We start from the raw sequence: 24,209 nt of genomic DNA on the forward strand, positions 1-24,209 counted from the left end.
CGATGAAGATATTCAGGCGCATCCTTCGCATTGTCCTCTACACGCTGCTCATCGCTGTCGCCGGGGCGATCGGCGCGCTGGTGGTGCTGACCAAGACCGAGCGTGGACGCGACAATCTTGCCGGCATCATTTCGCGGCTGGCCTCGAGCGATGACCGCAAGATCACCGTCAGCGGCATCGACGGCATCTGGTCGGGTGCGCTCAGCGTCGACCATGTCGTGCTGGAAGACCGTGAGGGCGCCTGGCTGGTGGCGCGCAAGGTCGCCGTCGACTGGTCGCCGCTGGCGCTGCTGTCGAAAAGCTTCAGTGCCCAGCGCATCGCCGCCGGGCGCATCGAACTGGCCCGGTTGCCTGTGGCCAGCACCCAGCCGGCGCAGAGTGGCGGCACGACGACGCTGCCGGTCTCGCTTGACATCAAGCAGATCGACCTTCCCGAAATCGCGCTCGGCCAGGATCTGGCCGGCAGCGGCATCGCCGAACTTGCCGCCAAAGGCATGCTCAAGATCGACGCCGCGCCGCTGGCGGTAGAGACGACGCTCAACGTCACCCGCCATGACGGCAAGCAAGGCAATGTCGACGCCAAAGTCCATTTCGCGCCAGCCGACAACAAGCTCGACCTCGATCTGAAGGCATCGGAGCCGGCGGGCGGCATCATCGCCAACCTGCTCAATCTGCCTGATACGCCGCCGGTCGACATCATTGTCTCGGGGACCGGCCCGCTGGCCAACTGGAGCGGCATCGGGACCTTCGTTGTCGACGGCCAGATCGTCACCCAGCTCACCGGGCGCCATCAACTGACCGACAAGGGCAATCACATCGAGGCCAAGGGCGACGGTGATTTCGCGCGCTTCCTGCCGGAGAATTTGAAGCCGCTGTTTGCCGGCAAGACCAGCTTCGATGTCGCCGGCACCGCCACATCGGCCGGCGGCGTCAGCGTCGACCGCGCCAGCATCGACAGCGATGCGGTGCACGGCACCGCATCCGGCATCGTCGATCCTGCCGGTGCCAGCGATCTCGCGGTCGAACTCGCCGCCAAGGGCCCGCCTGTGGTGATCAGCGTCGGCAGCAAGGCGCAGCCAATCACGCTGGCGATCAACAACGCCACCGCACGCGCGTTCGGCGACGGCAAGACACCGATCATCGACATCGGCGCCTCCTTCGTTTCGATCGTCGCCGGCGGCACGCGGTTGGACGATCTGGCGGCGCAGATCCATTCGGACGGCTTCGATATCCAGAATCGCGCCGGGCCGGTCACCGTCAAGCTGGCGGCGGGTGGCCTCAAAACCGACGTGGCGACACTCGCGCCGCTGGTAACCGGCAAGGTCAATGTCGATCTGGCCGGATCGGTCAGCAAGGATGCCATTGCCATCGATGAGGGCACGTTGCGCTCCGACGCGGTCAACGCCTCGCTGACCGCCACGGTTGCACTTGCCGACCTGTCGATGCAGCTCAAAATGAATGCCGATGCCGTGGCGACGGCCTTGCCGCCGCAGATCGCCTCAGTGCTCGGCGCCCGGGTGAAATTCTCGGCCGCGGCGACGCGCGATCCGCAGGGATCCTTTGCCGCCAACTCGATCTCACTCACCTCCGGCACGCTCAGCGCCAGCGGCACCGCCAGCGCGCAAGGCACCGACATCCAGGCCGATATCAAGGGCAAGCTGGGCGACGTTTCGGTGCTGTCGCCGATGGTTGGCGTGCCGGTGGCCGGCGGCGTCGATTTTGCACTGTCGGCAAGCGGCGCCAGGACGGCGCCGGATTTCACGGTCTCCGCCGACAGCGACAGCCTGACGGCCTCGGGCCGCACGGTGAAGAGCATAAAGCTGACGGCAAGCGGCAAGGCCGACATTGCCAGCCCCTCCGCCAATGTCTCGCTGACCGGTTCCGTCAACGACCAGCCGCTCGACATCAAGGCGGCGCTGGTGACCAGCGAAGGCAAGCGTTCGATCAATGGGTTCCTGGTTTCGCTTGGCGACAACAAGGTCTCGGGCGACCTCGCGCTGGATGACAAATTCATGCCCTTGGGCACGCTGACGCTCGCCGCGCCTGCTATCGACCAATTGGCCGCGCTCGCCGGCCAGGCGGTGACGGGCGACATCGACGGCACCATCCGCTTCGCCAGGGATGGCGACGCGCCCTCGGTGGCTATCGACGCCAAGAGCACGGCGATCGCGCGCGGCGAAGTGACGGCCAAGGCAATCACCGTCAATGCGCTGATTGCCGATTATCTCAAGGCGCCGGCGATCGCCGGTTCAATCAAGGCCGACAGCGTCACCTCCGGAACCACGGAAATCGGCGGCATTGGCGTCGACCTGGAGCGCGATGGCGACTGGACCAATTTTACCGGTGGCGCCACCATATCGGGCATTCCGGCGACCGCTGCCGGCCGGGTCAAGATCGCGGACGGGACGACCAGCATCGAGATCGCTTCGGGTGAAGCCACGGTTCGCGGCATCAAGGCCGCGATCGCGCAGCCATCGACGTTGAGCATTGCCAATGGCACGACTAGCATCGAAAAACTGGCGCTCGATGTCGGCGGCGGTTCGGTGACGCTGTCCGGCACCGCCGGCCAGGCGCTCGATCTGGCGGCACAATTTTCGGCACTGCCGGCAGCACTCGCCAATGATTTTTCGCCGGGTCTCGATGCCGTGGGCACCCTCGGTGGTACCACTGAAGTGACCGGGTCGCCATCTGCGCCCGAGGTTCGGTTCGACGCACAACTGGCCGGCGTCGAAACCAGCCAGACCCGGCAGGCGGAGCTCGGTCCGCTCGCCGTCGATGCTGCCGGCAGCTACACCGTGGCCGGCGGCGTCGTGCTCGATCATGCGACGCTCACAGGCGACAAGATTTCCGGCAAGGCGGCGGGCACCCTCAACCCGAACGGCGCCAGCGATTTTGCCCTCGATCTCGCCTCGACCGGAACCAGCCTGCCGCTGACGCTGGGCAGCGCGGAAAGCCCGATCAAGCTCGAACTGCAGGCACTGTCGGTAAAGGCAGCGGGGCAGGGTACGCAGCCGCGGCTCGATATTTCGGCGGCGCTGCCCTCGGTCGCCACCAAGCTGACCAAGGTCGAAGGCGTCGCTGTCGCCCTGCATTCCGATGCTTTCGATCTGAAGGCCCGGACAGGGCCGATCTCCGGTACCGTGTCGGCCGACCAGATTGGCCTCGACAACCCAACCATCGCGCCGCTGATCGCCGGCAAGGTCACGGCCAAGGTTGCCGGCAGCCTCGCCACGGACGCCATCACCATCGATAGCGGCTCGGTGACGAGCGATGCGCTGAACAGCGACTTTAGTGGCCGGGTATCGCTGGCCGACGGCGCCATCGAGCTCAACTTGAAAGCCGACGCAGCCTCGGCGGCGCTGCCGGCGGCGGTGCGCGGCGTGCTTGCCGAACGCGCGGAACTGAGTGCTGCGCTGAAGCGCGATGCGTCGGGCAATGTCAATGTCGACGGATTGAAGCTGGTCTCCGGTGCACTGACTGCCGAGGGACAGGCCAGCCTTGCCGACAACAAAGTCGCCGCCGACATCAAGGGCGCGCTCAGCGACATCTCGCTGCTTTCGAAAGACGCCGAGGGCGCCATCGGCTTCGCCCTGAACGCACAGGGCCCGGCGACCGCGCCCGATCTGTCGCTGACTGTCGATAGCGATCGGCTTTTGGTAGCCGCGCGCGAGATCGCCGGGCTGAAGCTCACCGCCACCGGCAAGGCCGATGCCGCCAATCCGGCGGCGAATGTGCAACTCACCGGCAATGTCGCCGGCCAGGCACTGCAAGGCAGTGCGGTGCTGGCGACGGCGGATGGCAAAAGCGCCATCAACGGCCTGCTGCTGTCGCTTGGCAAGAACAGGATCTCCGGCGATCTGGCGCTGGACGAGAAGTTCGTGCCGGTCGGCACCATCGCGCTCGACCTGCCAGATATTGGCCCACTGGCGGCACTTGTGCTGGAAAAGGCGGAAGGCGACGTGCGCGGCACCATAGCCTTTTCCAAGAACGGCACCGCGCCGCAAGTCGCTATCAAGGCGGCGACGGGGTCGATCTCGCGCGGCGATTTGCAGGCGAAGGCCGTTTCCGTCGATGCGCTCATCGCCAATTATCTCGCGGCTCCGGTGATTTCCGGCAAGATCCTCGCCGACACCGTCAATTCCGGTGGAACCGTGATCAGCGGCATCAATGTGGATTTGAAGCGCGATGGCGACTGGACCGGCTTTTCCGGTGGCGCCACGGTCAAAGGCATCCCGGCGCAGGCCGCTGGCCGGGTGAGAGTGGCCAGCGGCACGACCACCATCGAGCTTGCTTCCGGCCAAGCCACGGTCAAGGGCATCAAGGCGGCCATAGCCAAGGCCTCGACCGTCAGCATTGCCAATGGCACGACGACGCTGGATCGGCTGGTGCTCAACCTGGGTGGCGGTACGGCGACGGTGACCGGCAAGGTCGGCACGGCGCTCGACATCAACGCCGCGCTGGCGCGGGTGCCGATGTCGCTCGCCAACAGTTTCTCGCCGGGCCTCGATGCCGCCGGTTCGATCTCGGGCACAGCGAAGGTGACGGGTGCGCCGGCGAGCCCTGCAGTTGCCTTCAACATCGACGCGGCCGGCGTGCAGACGTCGCAGACCCGGGGTGCGGGTGTCGGTGCGGTGAGTGTTTCTTCGTCCGGCACCTTTGCCGCCAACAAGCTGACCTTCAACGCCAATGTCAGCGATGGAGCCGGCCTTGGCCTCAAGGGCGGCGGCACTGTGACGACGGCAGGTACGCCGGCGCTGGTCCTCGATTTCAATGGCGCCGTGCCCTTCGGCCTGCTCAGCCAGAAGCTTGCCGCGCAGGGGCTGTCGCTGTCTGGAACCGCCAATGTCAATGTGCAGGTTCGCGGTCCCGCGACATCGCCTGTCATCGGCGGCTCGGTCAGCACCTCCGGCGCGCGCCTGGTCGACGCGCGCTCGGGCCTCGCGGTCAACGATATCGCCGCCGACGTATCAATCGCCGGCGGCGTCGCCAGGATCAACCGGCTGACCGGCACGCTGTCGACGCGCGGCAGCCTGTCGGCCAGCGGCACGGTCGGCATCAACCCGGCGCAAGGGTTTCCGGCCGATCTGTCGATCAAGCTTGTCGACGGCCGTTATACGGACGGTCGTGTGGTAACTGCCAATCTCGGCGGCGACCTGACGATCAAGGGGCCGCTGACCTCCGCACCGGTGATTGCCGGCACCATCAATCTCGCCAAGACGGTGATCACGGTTCCAGACAGGCTGCCAGGTTCGCTTTCGGCACTCGACGTCAAGCACAAGAATGCACCGGGTGCCGTGCGGGCGCAGGACAAGGCGCTGCGCCCGCCGACGACCAGTGGTGGCGGTGGCGGCGGCAGCGGCCTCGTCCTCGATGTCACGGTCAACGCGCCGAACCAGATATTCATCCAGGGCAGGGGCGTCGATGCCGAACTCGGCGGCTCGCTCCGGCTGACCGGCCCGGCTTCGTCGCCGCAAGCGGTCGGCACCTTCACCCTGCAGCGCGGGCGGCTATCGATTCTCGGCAAGCGGCTGACCTTCACCGAAGGCACGGTCGGCTTCTCCGGCTCGCTGGTGCCTTACCTTAATTTGACTGCGACAACGACGACGACCTCCACCACCGTCACCATCGTGGTGTCGGGCGAGGCGACCAATCCGAAATTCACCTTCTCCTCGGTGCCGGCGCTGCCCGAGGACGAGGTGCTGGCGCAGCTGATCTTCGGGCGCTCGATGTCCAACCTGTCGCCGCTGCAGATCGCCCAGCTCGCCGAAGCGGCCGGGCAACTGGCCGGGGTCGGCGGCTCGACGTCGCTGCTTGAAAACCTGCGCAGCGCGATCGGCGTCGACGATCTCGACGTCACCACCGACGACCAGGGCGGCACGGCGGTTTCGGCGGGCAAGTATCTGAACGATCGCACCTACGTGACGATCCAGAAAGGCGACAAGCCCGGTTCCGGCAAGGCGACCATCGACCTCAATGTCGGGCGCGGCGTCAAACTGCGCGGCGAGGCCAATGATGCCGGCGAGGCCAAGGGCGGCATCTTCTACGAGAAAGAATACTGATATTTCGACGGGCTTTTGGCCCCATGATGGCCCAAGGCTGGCGCTGTCCGGCCTTCAGTAAATGTCTCAGTTTATTCGACTATCGAGATTCCAGAGGAATCCGTCGGGCAGTAGCAAATTTGCGCCAAGACTGTCGTTATCACGCGAACCGCCCGCTTTCCAAAGTTGCACATTCGCTAACATGTTCCAATCCATACCGGCTTTGACATCATGGCCTGGATGCGGAATGTTAAAAGGCGGAAAGCCAACAATGGGAGTTAAGTCATGACGATTTATAAGAGTAACGGCGATCGCGTTCCCGATCACATCGTGGCCATGGCCGAAGACGCCAAGGCAGGCAAGGTGGATCGCCGCGAATTCCTGGCCATGGCCAGCGTGTTCGGCGCGTCGACGGCAATGGCTTACGGCTTGCTCGGCCTCGCCGACCCGACGCCGGCGAAGGCCGAAGAGGTAAAAGGCAAGAAGGGCGGCACGCTGAAGATCGCCCAGTGGATCAAAGATCCGAAGGACCCGCGCAAGTCCGACTGGTCGGAAATCGCCAACGCCGAGCGCCAGGCGCTCGAGCCGCTGGTCAAGTACACAACCGAATACACGTTCCGCCCCTATCTGCTCGAGAGCTGGGACGTCAACGACGACGCCACCCAGTACACGCTGCATGTGCGCAAGGACGTGACCTGGTCGAACGGCGACCCCTTCACCGCCGACGATGTCATCTTCAATCTGAAGCGCTGGGCCGACAAGAAGGCCGAAGGCAATTCGATGCCCGGCCGTCTCGGCTCGCTGGTCAAGGACGACAAGCTCGACGAAAGCGCCGTCACCAAATCTGATGACCACACGATCGTGCTGAAGCTCGGCAAGCCCGATATCGCGCTCATCCCGAACATGTGCGACTATCCCGGCCTGATCGTCCACAAGAGCTTCGATGAGAAGGGCGGCGATTTCAAATCCTGCCCGATCGGCACCGGCCCGTTCGAGCTCGTCTCCTATGACGTCGGTCAGAAGGTCGTCTACAAGCGCCGCGCCGACGACAAGTGGTGGGACGGCGAAGTGTTCCTCGATGGCCTGGAATTCATCGACTACGGCACCGATCCGGCAGCCATGGTCAGCGCTTTCGAAGCCGGCGAAGTCCACACCAATTTCGAGACCTCGGCCGACTATGTGTCGATCCTCGACGGCATGGACCTGGTCAAGTCGGAAATCGTCACCGCCTCGACCATCGTTTGCCGCAGCAACGTCAACAACAAGCCCTATGGCGACCAGAAGGTGCGCAACGCGTTGCAGCTTGCGGTCGACAACAATGTCGTTCTTCAGCTCGGCTACGGCAATGCCGGCACCGTTGCCGAAAACCATCATGTCTGCCAGATTCACCCGGAATATTATGAACTTGCGAAGGTCGCCCGCGATCCGGCCAAGGCAAAGGCGATGATGGCGGAGGCAGGCCAGGCCGACTTCGAGCACGAGCTGATCACCGTCGACGAGGACTGGCACAAGAACACCGGCGATGCGATCGCCGCCCAGATGCGCGACGCCGGCCTCAAGGTGAAGCGCACCGTGTTGCCTGGCTCGACGTTCTGGAACGACTGGACAAAGTATCCGCTGTCGATGACCAACTGGAACATGCGGCCGCTTGGCGTCCAGGTGCTTGCGATCGGCTATCGCACAGGCGAGGCCTGGAACGAGACTGCCTGGTCGAACCCCGACTGGGACGCCAAGCTCAATGCAGCGCTCGCCGTTGCCGACGCCGCCAAGCGCAAGGACTTGATGAAGGACATCGAGCGGATCCTGCAGGATTCCGGCATCATCATCCAGCCGTACTGGCGCAAGCTCTACAGCCATTCGGTCAAGGCCGTGCAGAACTACAAGATGCATCCGACCTTCGAGCGCGACTACGGCAAGGTCTGGCTCGACCAAGCTTGATCATCGGGAAAGGGGCGTCAGTCCCTTTCCCTCGCTCTTTGCATCATTCGCCCCTGATGGTCCGCGCTTTTAAAAAAAGTTGCGGACTCCCAGGCAAGGTCATGCAACAAAACAGGGTTGATCGCATCCGAAGGCCTGTTTGACAGCCAGCCTCGCCGGTGACGGCAGGGTTGGCTTTCATAGCCGGCTAAAACCCCAACCCATCGGCAGGGGACCGCCATGCTTTCTTTCGTTATCAGGCGCCTTGGCACCATGGCATTGACGATGCTGTGCCTGACCATGGTCGTCTTCTTCCTGATCAACCTCGAACCCAATCTGAAGAAGCTGGCGATCAGTCAGACCGAAATGCATACGTCTGCCGAACAGCTCGAAAATTGGCTGGTCAACCATGGCTACCGGCAGAACTTCTTCGTCCGCTATGGGCAGTGGCTGGGCGTCGTGCCCAAGCAGCCGGTGACCGACCCGGCGACCGGCAAGCCGGCGCAGCGTTTCTCCTTCTGCAACGATCCGGTCGTGTCGACTTTCGCCGGTGTTCTCGAGGGCGATTTCGGCTGTTCGACCAAGTTCAAGGCAAACGTCGCGTCGAAACTGTTTCCCGCCCTTGGCTCCACTGGCATCCTGATGTTCTGGGTGCTGGCGGTGATGGTGCCGATCTCGCTGCTGATCGGCATTCTGGCCGGTATGCGCGAGGGGTCGCGAACCGACCGCGTGCTGTCAGTAGCCTCGATCGCATCGACGGCAACACCCGAATATGTGTCGGGCGTCATCTTCACCGTCATCTTCGCCTCATGGCTTGGCTGGCTGAACGGCTCGGCGGCTTCGGCCAGCCAGGGCATCACCTTCTACAATTTCACGCTGCCAGTGATGACGCTGGCGATCTACGGCATCGGCTACATCGCCCGCATGACGCGCGCCTCGATGGTCGAGGTGATGACGCAGCAATATATCCGTACCGCCCGATTGAAGGGGCTCTCCTTCGGCAGCGTCGTGGTGAAGCACGCGCTGCGCAATGCGTTGATCGCGCCGTTCACGGTCATCATGCTGCAGTTTCCCTGGCTGCTCACCGGTGTCGTCATCGTCGAGGTGATGTTCCGCTACCAGGGCTTCGGCTACACGCTGGTCGAGGCGGCCGGCAACAACGACATCGACCTGCTGCTCGGCTGCTCGCTGGTTTCGGTGTTCATCGTCTTGATCACGCAGCTCATTTCCGATGTCGGCTACGCGTTTCTCAATCCGCGTATCAGAGTTCAGTAGGGGGCGAAGCGGATGCCGGTTCAATACATCAGTGCCTTCACCGTCGTTCTCGAAGTGCTGTCGCGCTTCTGGCCGGTCTGGATCGCGCTCCTAATCGTCATGGGAGCGAGCTTCGCCTACAAGAAGAAGCTGGCGCTCTACGGCCAGCTGTTCGACAGTGGCGTCGGTATCGTCGGCGTCGGCATCTGCCTGTTCTGGCTGTTCACGGCGATCTTCGCCGCAACCATCTCGCCTTTCGATCCGTTGGCCCAGGTCCCCATCATGAAGGACGTGTTGCCGGGCGCCATCGAGCCGCAATCGGGGCTGACCTATCTGTTCGGCGGCGACAAGCTGGCGCGCGACGTGTTTTCGCGCATGGTCTATGGCAGCCAGATCGTGCTGATCATCGCGCCTGCCGCGACTGGCTTCGCGCTGATGGTCGGCATTACGCTCGGCCTGCCGGCCGGCTACTATGGCGGCAAGATCGACACCGTCCTGTCATTCCTGGCCAATCTGGTGCTGGCCTTCCCGGTGATCCTGCTGTTCTACCTGCTGGTGACGCCGGGCATCATGGACACCCCGATCCCCTATGCTATGGCCGGCGTGTTCTTCCTGTTTCCGATCATCTTCTTCAGCGTGCTGTTCTGGACGCGCTACAAGAACCGGCCCGACCGGCTCTATATCCTGCTCGGCATCACCCTGATCGTCGGTGGCTGGATCTATGCCGGCCTGGTGTTCGACGCCGATCCGCTGAAGATCGTGCACATCGACCCCAACCAGCTCAACATCTTCGTGGCGGTGGTGTTCGCCTCCAGCCCCGGCGTGTTCCGCATCGTGCGCGGCCTGGTGATGGACATCAAGACGCGCGACTATGTGGCGGCGGCACAGACGCGCGGTGAATCGCCCTGGTACATCATGCTGTGGGAGATCCTGCCCAATGCACGCGGGCCGCTGATCGTCGATGCCTGCCTGCGCATCGGGTACACCACCATCCTGCTCGGCACGCTCGGTTATTTCGGCCTTGGCCTGGCGCCGGAAAGCCCTGACTGGGGTACTGCGATCAAGGACGCCAGCCGGCTGCTGCGCTCCTTCATCCACCCGGCACTGCCGCCGACGATCGCACTGATGTCGTTCGTGCTGGGCTTGAACCTGTTGGCCGACTCGCTGCGCGAACAATCGATGAAAGACTGATGGACGGATCTTCAACCCCAAGAGCGAAGAGCCGGCCTGAAACAAGGATTGGAGCGACCCATGAATGAGGCAGTTCGAAATCCCGCCGAGCCAACCAAGGGGCCCATCATCGAGATCGAGAACCTGTCGATCTCCTTCTTCACCCGCAAGGGCGAGATCCCGGCCGTCATGGATTTTTCCTGCACGGTCATGCCGGGTGAGGCGATGGGCATCGTGGGCGAATCCGGCTGCGGCAAGTCGACCGTGTCGCTCGGCATCATGCGCGACCTCTCCAACATCGGGAAGATCGTCGGCGGCAAGATCAAGTTCCAGGGCAAGGACATGGGCGAGCTCTCCGATGAGGAGCTGCGCGCCATCCGCGGCAACAAGATCGCCATGATCTATCAGGAGCCGATGGCGAGCCTCAATCCGGCGATGAAGGTCGGCCAGCAATTGATGGAAGTGCCGCTGATCCACGACAAGGTGTCGAAGGAAGAGGCCTATAAACGCGCGCTCGAAATGGTGCGCTCGGTCAAGCTGCCCGATCCCGAGCGCATGATGCGCTCCTATCCGCACCAGCTCTCCGGCGGCCAGCAGCAGCGTATCGTCATTGCCATGGCGCTGCTGTCGAAGCCGGCGCTGCTTTTGCTTGACGAGCCGACGACGGCGCTCGACGTGACGGTGGAAGCGGGCATCGTCGATCTGGTCAAAGGGCTCGGCGAGAAGTTCGGCACGTCGATGATCTTCGTGTCGCACAATCTCGGCCTGATCCTGGAAACCTGCGACCGCATCACGGTGATGTATTCGGGCGAGGCGGTGGAGACCGGCAAGATCAGGGACGTGTTCGACCGCATGCGCCATCCCTACACGCAAGGGCTGTTCCGCTCGATCCCGCTGCCGGGCGCCGACAAGAACTCGCGGCCACTGATTGCCATTCCAGGACAGCTGCCGCTGCCGCATGAGCGGCCCAAGGGCTGCAATTTCGGCCCACGCTGCCACCATTTCGTCGAGGGCGTCTGCAACGCCGCCGAAATCCCGATGATCGAGGTCGCGGGGCACGAAGGCCATTTCTCGCGGTGCGTGCGTTTCAACGAGATCGACTGGGAGGCTCTGCCGCCCGGCGCCAAGAAGGTCAATGAGCGCGTCGTGCCTGGCGCGCCGGTACTCAAGATCGAGGATTTGAGAAAATACTACAAGGTCGGCGGCAGCGAGGTGTTCGGTTCGAGCGAGGGCCGCGTCGTCAAGGCCAACGAGACGATCTCGTTCATGGCGCGCGAATCCGAGACCGTTGCCATCGTCGGCGAATCCGGCTGCGGAAAGTCGACACTGGCCAAGGTGCTGCTCGGGCTTGAGACCGCGAGCTCCGGCAGCGTGACCCTGGGCAACAAGGAAATCCAGTCGACCGGCATAGAGAAGCGCAGTGTCGACACCGTGTCGTCGATCCAGATGGTGTTCCAGAATCCGTTCGACACGCTCAACCCCAGCCACTCGGTAGGGTCGCAGATCATCCGCACGCTGGAGAAATTCAACGTCGGCAAGACGGTTGCCGACCGCCGCAAGCGCATGCTGGAACTGCTCGACCTGGTGAAGCTGCCGCGGGCGTTCGAGACCCGCAAGCCGCGCCAGCTGTCCGGCGGCCAGAAGCAGCGCATCGGCGTGGCGCGCGCCTTTGCCGGCGACGCCAAGGTGGTGGTGGCCGACGAGCCGGTGTCGGCGCTCGACGTGTCCGTGCAGGCGGCGGTGACCGAACTCTTGATGGACATCCAGCGCAAGAACAAGACGACGATGCTGTTCATCAGCCACGATCTGTCGGTCGTGCGCTACATCGCTGACCGTGTCGTCGTGATGTATCTCGGCTACATCGTCGAGCAAGGCACGACCGACCAGATCTTCGCGCCGCCCTATCACCCCTATACCGAGGCGCTGCTGTCGGCGATCCCGATCGCCGACACCAGCGTGGTGAAGCGGCACATCGTGCTGGAGGGCGACATTCCTTCGGCGATGAACCCGCCGTCGGGCTGTCCGTTCCAGACACGCTGCGGCTACAAGAAACTTGTGCCGGACAATCTGTGCGAGACCAAAGTGCCGCCGGTCAAGAACCTGGGCGACGGCCATATGAGCCTGTGCTGGCTGGCGGACGACGTGCTGGCCAAGATGGAGCCGGTGATCAAGTTCGACAAGGAACACGCCGCGCATGAGGGCGTGCCGGAAGACGCGCCGCATGTTTCGGAGACGCCCGCGCCCAAGCCTCCACGCGGCAAAAAGCCGAACTGACGGGCGCGCAGTCGGAGTTAGCGCAGCGGCGCGTTCAGTTGCCGCACTGGCCCAGCTGCTGCGCATAGTCCCGCGCCATCTTTTCGGTGGCCCTCGCATAGCCCTGGACACCGGCATCGCCGCGGTCGCCGCGGCCATAGGCGGTCCAGCCGAGATAGTAGGCGAGATAGAGATTGTAGGTGTCGTTGCGGGCGACACCATAGCTGTCTGCCGTCTTGGAGTGATACCAGCCGACGAAATCGACCGCGTCGGCAAATTTGGTCCGCCGCGCCGCCCAGTTGCCAGTCTCTCTCTGATATTGCGACCAGGTGCCGTCCAGCGCCTGCGAGAAGCCGGTGGCCGACGAGACGTGTTTCCATGGAATGAAGCCGAGCAGCTTGGTGCGCGGCGGCCGAGCGTTGCTCTTGAAGCCGGATTCCTTGCGCACCGTCGCCATCAGCACGGGGACCGGCACGCCGTATTTCTGCTGCGTGCGCTCGGCGGCCGACTGCCAGTTGTCGAACCAGCCATCGTTCTGGTCGAAGACGGCGCAAACATTGTTGATATGACTGGGCGCCGTGGCGCAGGCCGAAAGCGCCAGCAGCACGCAAACCGCACCAATTTTACTAAAACTCGAACTACGCATTGGAGGAGCAATAGGGCGAAAACATAAAAGGAATCTTGCGACGTTCGTTAATGCCTCACCGGCGTAGCCGTTCGACAAAATCCAGTACCAATAACACGACGCATTTTGTCGCTTTTCCTAAACAGATACTGCAGAAATGCCGCCGTGGCTAAAATCACGCCCGCAGGCGGCGTATTTCTGACAGCTTCCCCGGTTTGCCGGGGCTTTGATGTCATGCATGAACGAACCAAGACGCAAGCGCGGCGCCGAGCGCACCAGCAACAGGGGGCCATCGGCCATCCCGCAATTGCCGCTCCGGCGCGTGACCAATCCCTATCCGCCAATGGCAATGCTCTCGGCCGACCAGATCGAGCAGATCCATCAGGCGTCGATGCACATATTGGAGAATTTCGGCATCGAGGTGATGAGCCCGCGCGCGCTATCGCTGTTCGAGAAGGCCGGCGCCAGCGTCGATCATGCCTCGGCGAATGTCCGCATCGATCGCGGCCTCGTCGCCGAGGCGCTGAAGACCACGCAGTCCAGCTATGTGCTGACGCCGCGCAATCCGGCCAACGCCATTTATCTCGGCGGCAACACCATCAATTTCACGCTCGTCGCCGGGCCGCCCAATGTGCATGACATGGAACGCGGCCGCCGCGCCGGCAATCTGCGCGACTATTCCGACCTCACCCGGCTGGCGCAGCACTTCAACTGCATCCACATGCTGGGCAACCAGGTCTGCGCACCGGTGGAGCTGCCGGCCAATTCCCGCCATCTCGACACCTACTTCACCAATCTGACGCTGACCGACAAGAGCTTCCATGTCTCGGCGATCGGCCGCGGCAGGGCGCTGGACGGCATCGAGATGATGGCGATTGCGCGCGGTCTGACGCTGGACCAGATGCGCGACGATCCAGGAATCACCACCATCATCTCGGTCAACTCGCCGCGCCGCTTTGACGAGATGATGGCCGAGGGGCTGATGACCATGGCCGAGTTCGGCCAGTCGGTGGCGGTGACGCCGTTCACGCTGATGGGGGCGATGAGCCCGGTGACGCTGGCCGGCGCGCTGGCGCAACAGAATGCCGAAGCGCTGTTCGGGGTGGTGCTGACGCAGTTGGTGCGCCCCGGTGCGCCGGTAATGTATGGCGCCTTCACTTCCAATGTCGACATGAAGTCGGGCGCGCCGGCCTTCGGCACGCCTGAGAATACCAAGGCCAACATCGCGTCGGGGCAGTTGGCGCGACGCTACAATCTGCCCTACCGCACCACCCCGGGTTCCGCCTCCAACGCCGCCGATGCGCAGGGCGCGTATGAGACGCTGATGGCGCTGTGGGGAGCGGTGCTCGGCCATGGCAATCTCGTCTATCATGCTGCCGGCTGGCAGGAGGGCGGACTGACAGCGTCGTTCGAGAAGCTCATCATCGATGTCGAGATGATCCAGCATATGATGGAGTTCCTGCGCCCGATCGAGGTCAACGAGGCGGAGCTTGCCGTCGAGGCTTTGGGCGCGGTGCCGACCGGCGGCCATTTCTTCGGCGAGCCGCATACGCTCGTGCGTTACGCCACCGCCTTCTACCAGCCGATGCTGTCCAACTGGCAGAACTACGAAGCCTGGCAGGAGGCCGGCGGTCTCGACGCCACGGCGCGGGCGACGCGGCTGTGGAAGAAGGCGCTCGAGGACTATGTCGAGCCGGTGATGGATGTCGCCGTGCGCGAGGCGCTCGAGGCCTACACGGCCAAGCGGCGCGAAGCGATCGGGCAGGGCGAGCCGTGATGCCTCCCGTTTCGATTTATCTCACTCATCCAACACACTGATATCAGAGAAAAATCCATGAAATCGCATGCAAAGGTCGTGGTCATTGGCGGCGGCGTCGTCGGGTGCTCCGTACTGTTCCATCTTGCCCGTCATGGCTGGACCGACGTGGTGCTTCTGGAGCGCGACGAGCTAACCTCAGGCTCGACCTGGCACGCGGCCGGCGGCATGCACACGATCAATGGCGACCCCAACGTCGCCAAGCTGCAGAAATACACGATCAACCTCTACAAGGAGATCGAGGAGCTTTCCGGCCAGGCGACCGGCGTGCACCTGACCGGCGGTGTGCTTCTGGCGGCGACCGAGGCGCGGCTGGACTGGCTGCGCGGCGTCGTCGCCAAGGGGCGCTATCTCGGCATCGAGCTTGAGGAGATCTCGCCCAGCGAGGCGGCCGAACTGATGCCGCTGCTCGATCCCAAGCAGTTCGTCGGCGCTGTCAGAAACAAGGAGGACGGCCATCTCGATCCGTCGGGGGTGACCCATGCCTATGCCAAGGCGGCGCGCAAACTCGGCGCCGAGGTCGAGCGCTTCACCAAGGTCGAGGACATCGTGCGGCGCGCCGATGGGATGTGGCGCGTCATCACCAACAAGGGCGAGGTGGTGGCCGAGCATGTCGTCAATGCCGGCGGCCTGTGGGCGCGCGAGGTCGGCCGCATGGTCGGGCTCGAACTGCCGGTGCTGGCGATGGAGCACATGTACCTGATCACCGAGAACATGCCGGAGGTCGCCGCCTGGAACGCCAAGACCGGCACGGAGATCATCCACGCGGTCGATTTCGACGGCGAGCTCTATCTGCGCCAGGAGCGCGGTGGCATGCTGATGGGCACCTATGAGAAGGCCAATAAGCCGTGGTCCGAGTTCCAGACGCCGTGGAATTTCGGCCATGAATTGCTGGCGCCGGACATCGACCGCATCGCGCCGTCGCTCGAGGTCGGCTTTCGGCATTTCCCGGCGTTCCAGAACACTGGCATCAAGCAGATCATCAACGGCCCCTTCACCTTCGCGCCGGACGGCAACCCGCTGGTCGGGCCGGTGCGCGGCCTGCCGGGTTTCTGGGTCGCCTGCGGCGTCATGGCCGGCTTCAGCCAAGGCGGCGGCGTCGGCCTGGCGCTGTCCAACTGGATGATCGAGGGCGATCCCGGCGCCGACATCTGGGCGATGGACGTCGCGCGCTATGGCGACTGGGCGACGATGGCCTACACCAACGCCAAGGTGCGCGAGAACTATTCCAGGCGCTTTTCGATCCGCTTCCCCAATGAGGAATTGCCCGCCGGACGGCCGCTGAAGACGACACCGGTCTATGACCTGCTGTCGGCCAAGGGCGCTCAATGGGGCGTCGCCTATGGGCTCGAGGTGCCGCTCTGGTATGCGCCCGAAGGCGTCAAGGACGAGTTCTCGTGGCGCCGCTCGAGCGATTTCACCCAGGTCGCCAGGGAGGTTGCGACCGTTCGCGACGGCGTCGGCCTGTCAGAGATTTCGAGCTTCGCCAAATACAAGGTGGCGGGCGAGGGGGCGGCCGCCTGGCTCGACCGGATGCTCGCCTGCAAGCTGCCCAGGCCCGGCCGCATGACGCTGGCGCCGATGCTGAAGGATGACGGCAAGCTGATCGGCGACTTTACGCTGGCCAATCTCGGCAGCGAAGGCTGGTTCCTCGCCGGCTCCGGCATCGCCGAGCAATACCATATGCGCTGGTTCGAGAAGCACCTGCCTGGTGATGGTTCGGTTCGCATCGAGGCGCTGGGGCCAAAACTCACCGGCCTGGCGATCGCCGGGCCGAGAGCGCGCGAAGTGCTGGCTAAGGTCAGCCGCGCGGATGTCTCCAACGCCGCGTTTCCCTTCATGGCGGTTGCAAAAATGGACATCGGCATGGCGCCTTGCCTGGTCGGCCGCGTCAGCTACACGGGCGACCTCGGCTACGAGATCTGGGTGGCGCCGGAGTATCAGCGCGCTGCTTTCCAGGCCCTGATGGCAGCCGGCGAGGAATTCGGCATCGGCCTGTTCGGCTCGCGGGCGCTGAACGCGCTGCGGCTGGAGAAGAACTACGGCTCATGGGCGCGCGAGTACCGGCCGATCTATGGGCCGCTGGAAGCCGGTCTCGACCGCTTCGTTGCCTACAGCAAGGATGCGGACTTCATCGGCAAGACCGCGGCACTGGCCGAGCGCAAGCAGGGCGGCAAGCTGCGCCTGCGCGCCTTCATCGTCAATGCCGCCGACGCCGATGTCATCGGCGACGAGCCGATCTGGTTCGACGGCGCGGTGCGTGGCTGGGTGACTTCGGGTGGCTACGCGCATCACTCGAAACAATCCGTCGCCGTCGGCTATGTGCCGAAGGAGATCGCCGACGAGAGCGACGGCTTCGAGATCGAGCTTTTGGGCAAGCGGCATGCGGCGCGCGTGCAGGCGGCGCCACTGTTCGATGCCAATTTCGAGCGCATGCGCGCCTGAAGCGCTTCGGCTTCGCCGCTGCGCTTCAGATTCTATTTTTATGCATGTCGTCATCCCAAAACCGCTGGGCGTGGGCGACATGCATCGGGCGGATGGTTGAGCGTCAGGCGCTACGGCGGTTGTCCAGCGCAAAAGCGCCGGCGCCGGCAAACACCAGATAGAGGAAGATAAAGCAGAACGAGATCGCCAAATCTCCGCCGTTGTTGATGGGGAAGAAGTCGCGCGGCATGTGCGCCATGAAATAGGCGATCGCCATTTCGCCAGCCAGCAGGAACGCGACCGGGCGGGTGAACAGCCCCAGCGCCAGCAGGATGCCGCCGGCGAATTCGAGAATTCCAGCGGCGAGTGTCAGCCCGGTAAGGGTATGGGGTTGGTCGCTTATGGGAAAATTGAACAATTTCTGGCTGCCGTGCTCGATGAACTGCAGCGCCGTCATGATGCGCAGCACCCCAAGGCCTGCGGCTGATACTTTGCGAGGCTTTCGAAAAGCTTCATAAATGGCTCCATTTGTCGCTTCCCGACCGGCCATAGATTGTCGCTGGGTAACGGACCATTCACTTCCCATGGCATGCCATCAACAATCGGTGATTGGAAATTTTCCCCGGTTTGACCTTTCATACTGTTCTCGTATGGGTTGCATTTGTATCGCTAGGGTTGTATCCGTAATATGGACATTCCGAACAGGTGGGTTCCCTTGGTTATGAAAAAAGTTGTCATCAGCCTATTCGCAATCCTTGCAGGGACCAGCTTCGCCATGGCCGAGGATGCCGGCTGCGAGGCCTTCAAATGGCCAGTGACGCGGGAACAGGCGTTGTTTGCCGCAGCGCCTGCAACGCCGTCCGGAGCGACGCTGGTGGTGGGTGCTGCTGCGGATCTGGCACTGGTGCCGGCGGAGAAAGCCGGTTTTGCGCTGCCGCCCGAACATGCCCCCGCATCAGGCACGTTCGGTGCCGTCGCCAGCGTCGAGGTGCCGGCCGAGGGCGCCATTCAGATAAGTCTGTCAGGCGAGGCCTGGATCGATGTCATTCAGGACGGCCACGCCATGAAGTCAGTGGGCTATAGCGGTGTGAAAACCTGCCCCGGCATCCGCAAGAGCGTGCGTTTCAAGCTTGCGGCCGGCCCGGCCACCGTCCAGTTCAGCGGCGCGAAAAAGGCAGACCTGAAGGTCGCTGTGCTGACGCCCGAGTAATTCTCAAAGAGCGCCAGAGTCAGCGAGACAGCGCCCCTCTGTCCAGATGGACAGAGGGGCGGAGAAACCGGGCCTGGCCTCTTACCGTACCGGCGCCATCAATGCGAAATGGGCGCTTTGCGGGTCCTGGCATTGCACGATCCAGCTGCCGCCGGGGACCTCCATCGGGCCCATCAGGATCTTGCCACCATTATCGGTCACGCGTTTGGCCGACGCGTCGATGGCCGGAACGTTGAAGTAGAACTGCCAGACCGGGACTGGGACCTGCTGCGGCTTGTTCATGATGCCGCCACCGGATTCGGGGCCGGCTGTGAAGGTCTGGTAGGTGCCCATCGGGCCCATGTCGAAATCGCCGGCATTGGCCCAGCCGAACTGGTCGGAATAGAAATCGAACGCGGCCTTCCAGTCCGATGTGTAGAGCTCGTGCCAGCCGATATGGCCTGGGGTGCTGGCCGGCACGATGGGCTGGTCCGGGCCGTTCGGCTGCAGGAACATGAAGGTCGCGCCTTGCGGATCGGCGACGACGGCAAAGCGGCCGACGCCCGGAATGTCGTCGGGCTTGCGGTGAACCGCACCGCCGGCTGTCTCCAGCGATGCCGTTGCGGCATCGACATCTTTTGTATGGATATAGCCGAGCCAGGCCGGCGGCATGCCCATCTTGGCGGCGTCCTCGGGCATCGTCATCAGCCCGCCTACGCCACGCTCGCCGACATTCATGACGATATAGCGCGGCATGCCGGGGGCCTTGTCGAAGGGCTGCGCAGTCCAGCCGACAACCTTGGTGTAGAACGCCTCGGCGGCGTCGAGATCTGTGGTCAACAATTCGTACCAGAAAAAGGGCATCGGGGTTTTTGGCATGGTCGGTCTCCTCACCGGTCGGGCATCGATCGTCGGTCGATCCATCCTAGGACGATCTTCGCGACGGAAACCCGACAATCGCGCAAACAAGAATGTCGGTCTAGGACAAGCGTTCCCGGGGTTGCGCGCCCACAGGTTTTCGATTTCTCTTGCGGTGGAGAGGGATGTCGTTTCATGCGCCGGATGTCGCTCACGCCTGAGCTTGTCGCACTGTGCCATCGGGAGGAGGCCGATCCCGGCCCTGACCCGAGCTGGACGGAGCTGAAAGACGAGGATTTCCGGCCCCTTGCCTTGCGGCTGTCCGATGAAGCCGACGAGAGGCCGCTATGGGTGTTCGCCTATGGGTCGCTGATCTGGAAGCCGGAGTTCGAGTCGGTCGAGCAGCAACTCGCCACGGCCTTTGGCTGGCACCGCTCCTTCTGCCTCGACATGGTGCGTTGGCGCGGCAGCGCCGAGCAGCCGGGGCTGATGATGGCGCTCGAGCGGGGTGGACGGTGCAACGGCGTCATCTATCGCTTGCCGGAAGGCGAAAAACCGGCCCAGATCGAACGGCTGCTGCGGCGCGAGATCAGCGACCACGAAAGTATCGACACGGTCAGGTGGCTGCCGGTGCATACGGCACAAGGGTCGCTGCGCGCGCTTGGCTTCTGGGTTGGCGTGAAGGGCAAGGGGAACGTCGCTGAAGCAGCCGCTGGACAGGGTGGCGAGCGTGCTGGCCAGAGCTTGCGGGCACATCGGATCCGGCGCCGAATATCTCTACAACACGGTCAGTCATCTCGAAGCGTTCGGCATCCACGACCGCAATCTGTGGCGGTTGCAGGAACTGGTTGCGGACGAGGTCCGGGCTATCCATGGCCATGCTGTCGAGCCCAGCCATTCGCTCGCACTGCAAACGCCATAACATGAGTAAAAATATCATGTTTTATCCAGCCTTTTCAGGGCCTTGCGCCGAAAATTGACCAATTGATAAAAAAATAAAACGTGCTAGCCTTCCCCAAAACAAAACATGGGGAACTGACGATGCCAGAAGGCCAGTTCAAGGAAGGCATTGCCGGCGGCCGGCTCCAAGCCGACCAGTATGCGGACAATTTTTCCGACCTGCACCCGCCGCTCGATCACCACGAGGCGCTAGTCGAATCCGACCGCTGCTATTTCTGCTACGACGCGCCGTGCATGAATGCATGCCCGACCTCGATCGACATTCCGCTGTTCATCCGCCAGATATCGACCGGTAATCCTATCGGTTCGGCCAAGACGATCTTCGACCAGAACATTCTGGGCGGCATGTGCGCCCGCGTCTGCCCGACCGAGACGCTGTGCGAAGAGGTTTGCGTGCGCGAGGTGGCAGAAGGCAAGCCGGTCCAGATCGGCCGCCTGCAGCGCTATGCCACCGATGTCGCGATGAGCGAGAACAAGCAGTTTTACCAACGCGCCACTGCGACCGGCAAGACGGTTGCCGTGGTCGGGGCAGGGCCGGCAGGCCTCGCGGCCGCACACCGGCTCGCCCGCCATGGCCATGACGTGACCATCCTGGAAGCGCGGCCGAAGGCCGGCGGGCTCAACGAATACGGCATCGCCGCCTACAAGAGCGTCGACAATTTCGCCCAGGCCGAAGTCGACTATGTCACCGCCATCGGCGGCATCGACATCCAGAACGGCAAGGCGCTTAGCCGCGACTACCAGCTGTCCGACCTGATACGCAACTATGATGCGGTGTTTCTCGGCATGGGGCTTGGCGGCGTCAAGGCGCTGCGCGCCGATGGCGAGGATGCCGACGGAGTAACCAATGCGGTCGAGTTTATTGCCGAGCTGCGCCAGGCCAGTGATCTCGCCAGCCTGCCGGTCGGCCGGCGTGTCGTCGTCATCGGCGGCGGCATGACGGCGATCGACGCGGCGGTGCAGTCGAAGCTGCTCGGCGCCGAGGAAGTGACGATCTGCTACCGGCGCGGCCACGAGCAGATGAACGCCTCCGGGTTCGAACAGGATCTGGCCGCCGCCAACGGCGTCACCATCCGCCACTGGCTGCAGCCGAAGCGGGTGATTGCCGAAGGCGGCAAGGTATCGGCCATCGAACTCGAATACACCGCCATGAACGGCGAACAGCTTGCAGGCACCGGCGAGAGGCTGACACTGGTCGCAGACCAGGTGTTCAAGGCGATCGGCCAGAGTTTCGTGCCGGCCGCGCTTAACGGCAGCGGTGCCGAGATCGAGCTCGAAGCCGGACGCATCAAGGTCGATGCGGAAGGCCGCACCTCGCTCGCGAAGGTCTGGGCCGGAGGCGACTGCATCTTCGGCGGCGACGACCTCACCGTTTCGGCCGTGGCGCAAGGCCGCGACGCGGCGGAGAGCATCCACAGGAGCCTCGCTCAGGGATAGGATCATGGCCACGGTGGACCCGGGCATCGCCCGTCACTATGACATATCGGGCCTGGAGGAGCGGATCATTGCCGCGCTCGCCGATAGCGGCGTGGACGTTGCCAATCTGCGTGCAAGCGACCTTGAAGCGGTCGACGAATTTCACATTGGCGGCGTGGCCGCGACCATGGCACTCGTCGGGCAGATGGGTCTGAAGCCGGGGACAATGCTTCTCGACATCGGGTCTGGTGTCGGCGGGCCGGCCCGCTTTGTCGCCAACAATGTTGGCGCCGATGTTACCGGCATCGACCTCACGCAAAGCTATGTCGATATCGCGGTTAGCCTGTCCGAGCGAACCGGGATGGCGGGCAAGACGCGGTTCGTGCAAGGCAGTGCGCTGGACATGCCATTTGCGGATGCCAGCTTCGATGCGGCGGTCATCCTGCATGTCGGCATGAACCTCCCTGACAAACCGGGACTGATGAGCGAGGCTGCTCGCGTGCTGCGGCCGGGCGGCGTTTTCGCCGTCTATGATGTGATGCGGCTGAAGGACGGCGTGCTGACCTATCCGCTGCCATGGGCGTCTGATGAAACCATGTCCTTCGTTGCCACCCCGGACGACTATCGCTCGGCGGCCGTCGCCGCCGGGTTCTCCGTGATCGCCGAGCGGCCGCGCGGCGCCTTTGCCATCGAGTTCTTTGCCACGATGCGTGCGCGCCTGGCAGCCGCGCAAGCAGAAGGCAGCAAGCCGCCGCCCGGCGTTGGCCTCGTCATGGGCGACGACGCCCGCACCAAGATCGCCAATCTCACCGCCGCACTTGAAGGCGGCATTCTTGCACCCGTCGAACTGCTCCTTCGTCTCGGTTGAAAGGGACCTGTCATGGCAGACATCCGCAATAATTTCGTCGGCATCAAATCGCCCAATCCGTTCTGGCTGGCCTCGGCGCCGCCGACCGACAAAGCCTACAACGTCATCCGTGCCTTCAAGGCCGGCTGGGGCGGCGTTGTCTGGAAGACGCTTGGCGAGGAAGGCCCGCCGGTGGTCAACGTCAACGGCCCGCGCTACGGCGCGATCTGGGGCGCCGACCGACGATTGCTCGGTCTCAACAACATCGAGTTGATCACCGACCGCGACCTACAGGTCAATCTGCGCGAGATCAAGCAGGTCAAGAAGGACTGGCCCGACCGCGCCATTGTCGTCTCGCTGATGGTGCCTTGCGTCGAGGATAGCTGGAAGGCGATCCTGCCAGTGGTCGAGGAGACGGAAGCTGATGGCATCGAGCTCAATTTCGGCTGTCCGCACGGCATGTCGGAACGCGGCATGGGTGCCGCCGTCGGCCAGGTGCCGGAATACATCGAAATGGTGGTGCGCTGGTGCAAGGCCAACACCCGCATGCCGGTCATCACCAAGCTGACGCCCAACATCACCGACGTGCGCAAGCCCGCGCGCGCCGCGCTTGCCGGCGGCACCGACGCGGTGTCCCTGATCAACACCATCAATTCGATCACCGGCGTCGACCTCGACAGTTTCGCGCCGCAGCCGACCATCGACGGCAAGGGTTCGCATGGCGGCTATTGCGGCCCGGCGGTGAAGCCCATCGCCATGAACATGGTGGCCGAGATCGCGCGCGATCCCGAAACCCACGGCTTGCCGATCTCCGGCATCGGCGGCATCACCACCTGGCGCGACGCGGCCGAATTCATGGCGCTCGGCGCCGGCAATGTGCAGGTCTGCACGGCGGCGATGACCTATGGCTTCAAGATCGTGCAGGAGATGATCGCCGGTCTCGAAAACTGGATGGACGAGAAGGGGCATGCCTCGCTCGACGACATTGTCGGCCGCGCCACGCCCAACGTCACCGACTGGCAGTACCTCAACCTCAACTTTGTCGCCAAGGCCCGTATCGACCAGGACGCCTGCATCAAATGCGGCCGCTGCCACATCGCCTGCGAGGACACGTCGCACCAGGCGATTACCAGCATGGTCGATGGCAAGAGGCATTTCGAGGTGATCGAGGCCGAGTGCGTCGGATGTAATCTATGCGTCAATGTCTGCCCGGTCGAAAATTGCATCACCATGGAGCCGCTGGCGGCAGGCGCAATGGATCAGCGCACCGGCAAGCCGGTGTCGCCGATCTATGCCAACTGGACGACGCACCCGAACAACCCGATGGCCAAGGTGGCGGCGGAGTAGGGGCAGCCATTCGTCGAAAAAGCGGCGTCTTCGGGCGCCGTTTTTCATTTTTTCTATTGAAGATATAAATTATCCACGATAACAGTTATCCATGA

The 24,209-nt window shown here is 63.4% G+C and carries 13 protein-coding genes and 2 pseudogenes; 12 read left to right on the forward strand and 3 right to left on the reverse strand.

Annotation, left to right across the window (positions count from 1 at the left end; translation table 11 throughout):
• Nucleotides 1-2 precede the first annotated feature (2 nt).
• From AC07FD_RS12475 to AC07FD_RS12495, 5 genes are all read left to right on the forward strand, one after another.
• The gene (locus AC07FD_RS12475) at nt 3-6,059 is read left to right on the forward strand and encodes a translocation/assembly module TamB domain-containing protein (protein WP_478350105.1); all 6,057 of its coding nucleotides are present in this window, start codon (nt 3-5) and stop codon (nt 6,057-6,059) included.
• A gap of 264 nt (nt 6,060-6,323) precedes the next feature.
• Complete coding sequence (locus tag AC07FD_RS12480) at nt 6,324-7,976, forward strand: ABC transporter substrate-binding protein (protein ID WP_478350106.1); 1,653 nt, start codon at nt 6,324-6,326, stop codon at nt 7,974-7,976.
• A 219-nt stretch (nt 7,977-8,195) separates the two neighbouring features.
• Nucleotides 8,196-9,230: an ABC transporter permease gene (locus AC07FD_RS12485; protein ID WP_478350107.1), complete on the forward strand. Its 1,035-nt coding sequence runs from the start codon at nt 8,196-8,198 to the stop codon at nt 9,228-9,230.
• A 12-nt stretch (nt 9,231-9,242) separates the two neighbouring features.
• Nucleotides 9,243-10,400 carry an ABC transporter permease gene (locus tag AC07FD_RS12490; RefSeq protein ID WP_184874997.1) on the forward strand — a complete coding sequence of 386 codons (1,158 nt, stop codon included), beginning with the start codon at nt 9,243-9,245 and terminating at the stop codon, nt 10,398-10,400.
• Nucleotides 10,401-10,460: 60 nt separating this feature from the next.
• Entirely contained in the window at nt 10,461-12,653 is a 2,193-nt protein-coding gene (locus tag AC07FD_RS12495; protein ID WP_478350108.1) for a dipeptide ABC transporter ATP-binding protein, read from the forward strand.
• Nucleotides 12,654-12,687: 34 nt separating this feature from the next.
• On the opposite strand, the gene AC07FD_RS12500 is transcribed toward AC07FD_RS12495, so the two are convergent.
• Nucleotides 12,688-13,278: a transglycosylase SLT domain-containing protein gene (locus AC07FD_RS12500; RefSeq protein ID WP_478350109.1), complete on the reverse strand. Its 591-nt coding sequence runs from the start codon at nt 13,276-13,278 to the stop codon at nt 12,688-12,690.
• A gap of 217 nt (nt 13,279-13,495) precedes the next feature.
• On the opposite strand from AC07FD_RS12500, the gene AC07FD_RS12505 reads away from it, so the two are divergent.
• Together AC07FD_RS12505 and AC07FD_RS12510 are read left to right on the forward strand one after the other, a co-directional pair.
• Nucleotides 13,496-15,034 (forward strand): trimethylamine methyltransferase family protein, encoded by a 1,539-nt coding sequence (locus AC07FD_RS12505; protein WP_478350110.1) that lies wholly within the window; start codon nt 13,496-13,498, stop codon nt 15,032-15,034.
• 57 nt (nt 15,035-15,091) lie between these two features.
• Entirely contained in the window at nt 15,092-17,518 is a 2,427-nt protein-coding gene (locus tag AC07FD_RS12510) for a GcvT family protein (protein WP_478350111.1), read from the forward strand.
• 103 nt (nt 17,519-17,621) lie between these two features.
• Here AC07FD_RS12510 and AC07FD_RS12515 read toward each other — a convergent pair.
• A pseudogene (locus tag AC07FD_RS12515) lies at nt 17,622-18,013 on the reverse strand (DoxX family protein).
• A gap of 205 nt (nt 18,014-18,218) precedes the next feature.
• Here AC07FD_RS12515 and AC07FD_RS12520 point away from each other — a divergent pair.
• Nucleotides 18,219-18,707: a hypothetical protein gene (locus AC07FD_RS12520; RefSeq protein WP_478350112.1), complete on the forward strand. Its 489-nt coding sequence runs from the start codon at nt 18,219-18,221 to the stop codon at nt 18,705-18,707.
• An 81-nt stretch (nt 18,708-18,788) separates the two neighbouring features.
• Here the strand turns inward: AC07FD_RS12520 and AC07FD_RS12525 are convergent, their stop codons facing one another.
• Nucleotides 18,789-19,565: a VOC family protein gene (locus AC07FD_RS12525; protein ID WP_478350113.1), complete on the reverse strand. Its 777-nt coding sequence runs from the start codon at nt 19,563-19,565 to the stop codon at nt 18,789-18,791.
• 174 nt (nt 19,566-19,739) lie between these two features.
• Here AC07FD_RS12525 and AC07FD_RS12530 point away from each other — a divergent pair.
• The 4 genes and pseudogenes from AC07FD_RS12530 (at nt 19,740) to preA (ending at nt 24,114) form a co-directional block, all read left to right on the forward strand.
• Nucleotides 19,740-20,466, forward strand: a pseudogene (locus AC07FD_RS12530) (gamma-glutamylcyclotransferase).
• 119 nt (nt 20,467-20,585) lie between these two features.
• Nucleotides 20,586-21,941, forward strand: coding sequence for an NAD(P)-dependent oxidoreductase (locus AC07FD_RS12535; RefSeq protein WP_478350114.1), 1,356 nt, complete (start codon nt 20,586-20,588; stop codon nt 21,939-21,941).
• A 4-nt stretch (nt 21,942-21,945) separates the two neighbouring features.
• On the forward strand, nt 21,946-22,788 hold the full coding sequence (locus tag AC07FD_RS12540) for a class I SAM-dependent methyltransferase (protein ID WP_478350115.1): 843 nt from the start codon (nt 21,946-21,948) through the stop codon (nt 22,786-22,788).
• A 12-nt stretch (nt 22,789-22,800) separates the two neighbouring features.
• A complete protein-coding gene (gene preA, locus AC07FD_RS12545) occupies nt 22,801-24,114 on the forward strand; it encodes an NAD-dependent dihydropyrimidine dehydrogenase subunit PreA (RefSeq protein WP_478350116.1) in 1,314 nt (437 codons plus the stop codon).
• Nucleotides 24,115-24,209: the final 95 nt, after the last annotated feature.

Source organism: Mesorhizobium waitakense, assembly GCF_056431085.1.